This is a genomic window from Helicobacter sp. UBA3407, from assembly GCF_949747025.1.
Taxonomy (GTDB): domain Bacteria; phylum Campylobacterota; class Campylobacteria; order Campylobacterales; family Helicobacteraceae; genus Helicobacter_D; species Helicobacter_D ganmani.
Genome location: NZ_CATKCB010000067.1, coordinates 1 through 5844, shown reverse-complemented (window position 1 = coordinate 5844; position 5844 = coordinate 1). Strand labels below are relative to the sequence as shown.

Below are 5844 nucleotides of genomic sequence, written 5' to 3'. Positions count from 1 at the left end.
TATACGGCTTAGGATTCCGCTCCTAATTCTTTAGCCAAAAACTTTCCTGTATGGCTTGCTGTTTTTTTATGTCTTCTTGCAATACGTTCTGGCGAACCACTATCTACAATCTTGCCTCCATTGCTTCCCCCTTCTGGTCCAATGTCAAGGATAAAATCTGCATTTTTGATAATATCCAAATTATGCTCAATCACAATGACACTATTTCCCAAATCTGTTAAATGGTGCAATACACGCACCAATCTATCCACATCTGCAAAATGCAATCCGGTAGTTGGCTCATCTAAAATATAAAGTGTCTTGCCTGTATCTTTACGACTTAGTTCTTTGGCAAGCTTAATGCGTTGCGCTTCCCCTCCACTTAAAGTTACAGCATTTTGTCCCAAAGTAATATAACCCAAACCCACATCTTGTAGAGTTTTAAGCTTTTGATAAATGCGTGGAATCTTAACAAAAAATTCGCAGGCTTCATCTACACTAAATTCTAGGACTTCCGCAATATTTTTGCCTTTATATTCTACCTCTAAGGTTTGAGTATTGTAACGCGTGCCGCCACACGCATCACATTTCATCATAATATCGGGTAAAAAGTGCATTTCAATCCTAATCTCTCCCTCTCCCATACATTTTTCACATCTTCCACCTTTGACATTGAAACTGAAACGACTAATGCCATAATTACGAATCTGTGCTTCTTTTGTTTGTGCAAAAATCTGTCGAATCTCGTCCATTGCTCCGGTATAGGTTGCAGGATTGGAACGAGGCGTGCGTCCAATGGGGCTTTGATCAAGATAAATCACTTTGTCTAGCTTCTCCAAACCTACAATTTCCACACCATCAACTTTTTTTACTTTTTTGCGATTATTGAGTAGCTCTTGAGCCACAGGAAGCAAAGTTTGCAGGACAAGAGAACTTTTACCACTCCCACTCACACCCGTTACACAGACGAAATTTTTAATCGGCAGTTTTACATTAAGATTATGAATATTGTTAATATTGATATTTAAAATCTCAATCCATTCCTCTTGCTTGCGACGCACAAAATATTCTATTTTTTTTGCGCCACTTAAATACTGCGCTGTTTGGGTTTTACTTTTTAATAATTGCGTCAGATTCCCACTAAATACGACTTCACCGCCATATTTACCCGCTCCTGGTCCAATATCTACGATAAAATCTGCGTGTTCAATTGTTTCTTTATCGTGCTCGACGACGATAACAGAATTACCTTTTTGTTGCAAACTTCTTAAGGTTTTAATGAGTCTCAAAGTATCGCGCTCGTGCAACCCAATGCTTGGCTCATCTAACACATACATTACACCAGTAAGTCCGCTACCAATCTGACTTGCGATTCTAATGCGTTGTGATTCCCCTCCGCTGATACTGCGTGCGTCGCGTCCTAAGCTCAAATACCCAAGTCCTACATCATACAAGAAATAAAGTCGTTCGCAAATTTCTTTAAGAATCGGAGCGGCAATCATTGCACTTTGTGTATCCAAATAGGCAAAATTCACAGGATTGGCAAAAAATCCATAGCATTCTTCAATAGGCAAATCCAACAAATCCCCAATCGTCTTATTTGCAACCCTAACCGCCAAACTTTGTGGCAATAAGCGATGTCCTCCACATTCCTCACAAGTTTTTTCGCTCATATAATCACCCAAATCTTTGTTATCCTTAAACATATCATAAGCAATGGAAATCACCCCCACCCAAGGACGCTTAAGCTTAGAACTTTTCCATTGAAACTCTACTTCTTCTGTGCTTCCATATAAAATTAACTTTTGTTGATATTCGTTCAAGTCCTCAAAAGCAGCTTGAGGATTAATCTGATTTGCCAAACAAAAAGCACGGAATAACTCATTGTAGTAACTTTTATTAAACCCATAAATAATCCTAATCCCGCCTTCACTCAAAGGCAAACTAGACTGAATAACTTTCTTCGTATCAATACTATAACGAATCCCTAAGCCGTCGCATTTGCTACACGCTCCTTTTGGGGAGTTAAAAGAGAAACTAAGAGGTTCTAAGGGATTAAAGGAAACCTTGCAATCAAAACAAGCCAAATGCTCGCTATAATGCACTAAAGTTGGCTTGGATTCCTTCTCTTCAGGCAGAATCTCAATCTCTACTTCTCCATAAGATTCCTTTAAAGCCTTTTCAATGTCTTGTGCGATTCTGTCCTTGTTTGCCTCATTGACAACGACGCGGTCAATCACGACTTTAATCGTATGTTTTTTGGTCTTAGCAAGCGAAATTTCCTCATCTAAGCGCACAAGCACACCATTAATCTGTGCTCTCACATAGCCTTTTTGACGCAAGGATTCCAACTTATCATTAAAAGTCCCTTTTTTTTCGCGAATAATGGGGGATAAAATCAAAATCTTAGAATTTTCCTTGATTTTTAGCACTTGGGCGATAATATCACTCGCATTCATTTTTGAAATAGGTTTGCCACACAAATGACAATGCTGCACACCAATGCGCGCAAAAAGCAAGCGTAGATAATCATAAATCTCTGTGATTGTTCCCACCGTGGAGCGAGGATTTTTACTTGTTGTCTTTTGGTCTATTGCAATGGCTGGAGTTAATCCCTCTATCTTATCTACATCTGGCTTACCAATTTTATCCAAAAACTGCCTTGCATAGCTTGAGAGGGATTCTATATATCTACGTTGTCCTTCTGCATAAAGCGTATCAAAGGCTAAAGTGCTTTTGCCACTGCCACTTAAGCCTGTAAGAATCACAAGTTTATTTTTGGGGATATTCAAACTGATGTTTTTTAAATTGTTTTCTTTTGCGTTTGTAATAATGATATAATCAAGCGGTGTTTTAGTTTTTGAATCCAAAATAAGCCTTTATTTCAAATAAGTTAATCGGTAATTATAACAAAATCCAAAAGATTTAACGCAAATAAAATCAAAGTAAGATAAAGATTTGCAACAAGATTCTTTCTTTTTATTTAAATGAAAGATTAGCAATTACTTTGATATTAATGTAATAATAAAACTTGATAATAATAATATCAAGTTTATTGACATTCTCAAAACTTTTGCTATAATTTCAAGAAAATTTTATGATTCAAAAGGAAAAACAATGGCAAAACATACTTTTCAAACGGAAGTCAATCAACTACTAGACTTAATGATTCACTCGCTGTATTCTAATAAAGAAATTTTTTTACGCGAGCTTATTAGCAACGCTTCTGACGCATTGGACAAATTACAATATTTAACCCTCACAGACGACAAACTAAAAACATTGGATTTTACTCCCAAAATTGATATTGCCTTTGATAGCGAAAAAAATATTTTAACCATCAGCGATAGCGGAATCGGCATGAATGAGCAAGATTTGATTGAAAACTTAGGCACAATCGCTAAAAGCGGCACGAAAAATTTTCTTTCTAAATTGAGCGGGGATAAGAAAAAGGATTCTGCACTCATTGGGCAATTTGGCGTGGGATTCTATTCTGCCTTTATGGTGGCAAATAAAATCATCGTAACAACAAAAAAAGCGGGCGAAACACAAGGTTTTGCGTGGATTAGCGATGGAAGCGGAGAATTTGAGATTGAAAAATGTGAAAAAGAATCACACGGAAGCGAAATTAAGCTCTATCTCAAAGAGGAAGAAAAAGAATTTGCGAATCGTTGGAAAATTGAAGAAATTATCAAAAAATGCTCCGACCATATTCCATTCCCTATTTTCTTACACTATACAGAAACTAAAAGCGAAGGAGAGGGAGAGAGCAAAAAAGAGATTATAGAACAAAAAAATGAACAAATCAACAAAGCTTCTGCACTTTGGAGAATCTCTAAAAAAGATTTGAAAGATGAAGAATATAAAGAATTTTACAAAAATTTAAGCTACGATTCTAGCGACCCGCTTTGCTGGATTCATACGAAAGTTGAGGGAACACTAGAATACACTACTCTGTTTTATATCCCACAAAGCGCACCTTTTGACCTTTATCGCGTGGATTACAAAAGCGGCGTGAAACTCTATGTCAAACGCGTTTTTATCACTGATGACGATAAAGAACTTTTACCCTCTTACTTGCGATTTGTGCGCGGAATCATTGATAGTGAGGACTTGCCACTTAATGTAAGCCGGGAGATTCTACAACAAAACAGAATCTTAAGCACGATTAAATCCGCTTCTACAAAAAAAATCTTAAGCGAAATAGAATCACTCCAAAAAGACGAGGAAAAATACAGCAAATTTTATAAAGAGTTTGGACGCTGCTTGAAAGAGGGAGTTTATAGCGATTTTGAAAACAAAGAAAAACTATTAGAACTTTTGCGATTCCAATCTACCAAAAGTGAGGGCAAAGAGATTGCATTTAAAACCTACAAAGAGCGTATGGGTAAGGAACAAAAGGCGATTTACTATCTACAAGGTGAGGATTTAGAACTCCTTAAAAGCTCCCCACTTTTAGACGCATTCAACAAAAAAGGGATTGAAGTTTTACTCTTCGCCGAAGAAATTGACGGAATCGTAATGCCAATGGTGCATGAGTATGACAAGATACCTTTACGTGCCATCACTTCCAAAGAAGCATTGGAGAATTTGGGAGAGGAAAGCATAGAGGAGGACACAAAAGAGAGATTTAAATCCTTGCTTGAAACTTTCAATAAAGCCCTAAGTGATGAAATCAAGGAAGTGCGCTTAAGTGCGAGACTCATTGACGCCCCCTCTTGTATCGTAAGCGACCCAGAAGATCCAAATGCCGCAATGATAAAAATGATGAGACAAATGGGTGCAATGGGTATGGGTGCAGATATTCCAGAACCCAAGCCAATTTTAGAACTCAATCCAAACCATACGATTCTTACTAAGCTACTAGACGCAGAGACACAAAAACAAGAGGAAGTTGCGCATTTATTACTTGAAGAAGCCAAACTACTTGAGGGAGGCAAACTCAAAGATGTAAATGCGTTTGTCAAACATCTTAATACTCTTTTACAGAATAGTTTGTAGATTCTTAGAGGGAAGCAACCCCTCTAATGAACGAATTTTACTTTATAATAGAATTGCCCTAATATTATGCCGCGACTCCTTAACGCACTTGTCCATTGCCATAAACTTTGTATTTATAAATCGTTAGGGATTCTACACCCATAGGACCGCGTGCGTGGATTTTGGAAGTAGAGATTCCAACTTCTGCACCATAACCAAACTCCCCGCCATCACTAAAACGAGTGGAAGCATTCGCATACACACAGGCAGAATCTACTACATTTAAGAAATGCTCTATCGTGCTATAATCCTCGCTCAAAATCGCCTCACTATGCCCGCTTCCAAACTTCTCAATATGTTCTATTGCCTCTTCTGTATCCTTAACAATGCGCAAGTTTAAGATATTTTCTCCATATTCTATATAATAATCCTCCAATGGAATCTGCTCGCATATGATTCCACTAACTTTTAGAATAGCACAAGATTCCTCATCGCCTTTTAGAATCGTGCCATTTTGCTTTAGAGATTCTGCGACTTGCGGCAAAAACTCCTTTGCAAAGACACGTTCTACAAGGAGAGTTTCACAAGCATTACAAGTGCTTGGACGCGAAGTTTTTGCATTGACAATCACCGCAATAGATTCAGGAATCTTGCAAGTGTGGTGTGCAAAAATATGACAAACACCCTTGTCGTGCTTGATAACAGGCACTTTCGCATTCTCCGATACAAAAGAAATCAACCCCTCTCCCCCGCGTGGAATCACTAAATCAATGGAATCTTTTGCACTTAAAAGTTCCTTTAGCTCCTCTCTATCCTTCATAAAGGGCAACAAAACCATACAATCCAATGGCAAATGGTATTTCTTTAGCATTTGATGAAAAACCC

3 protein-coding genes are annotated in these 5844 nt (G+C 37.8%); 1 reads left to right on the top strand and 2 read right to left on the bottom strand.

Translation table 11 applies throughout. The annotated features are described in order from the left end of the window. Positions 1 to 8 precede the first annotated feature (8 nt). Entirely contained in the window at positions 9 to 2849 is a 2841-nt protein-coding gene (gene uvrA, locus Q1553_RS01410; protein ID WP_300706243.1) for an excinuclease ABC subunit UvrA, read from the bottom strand. Between the two features lie 247 nt (positions 2850 to 3096). On the opposite strand from uvrA, the gene htpG reads away from it, so the two are divergent. Beyond that, entirely contained in the window at positions 3097 to 4980 is a 1884-nt protein-coding gene (gene htpG / locus Q1553_RS01405; protein WP_300842697.1) for a molecular chaperone HtpG, read from the top strand. A gap of 79 nt (positions 4981 to 5059) precedes the next feature. On the opposite strand, the gene Q1553_RS01400 is transcribed toward htpG, so the two are convergent. Beyond that, positions 5060 to 5844, bottom strand: a 785-nt coding sequence (locus Q1553_RS01400) for a glutamate-5-semialdehyde dehydrogenase (RefSeq protein ID WP_300842696.1), incomplete at its 5' end; no start/stop codon positions are given.

Coding starts and splice junctions, on each gene's coding strand:
- htpG (WP_300842697.1), top strand. CDS start 3,097: ATGGCAAAACATACTTTTCAAACGGAAGTCAATCAACTACTAGACTTA.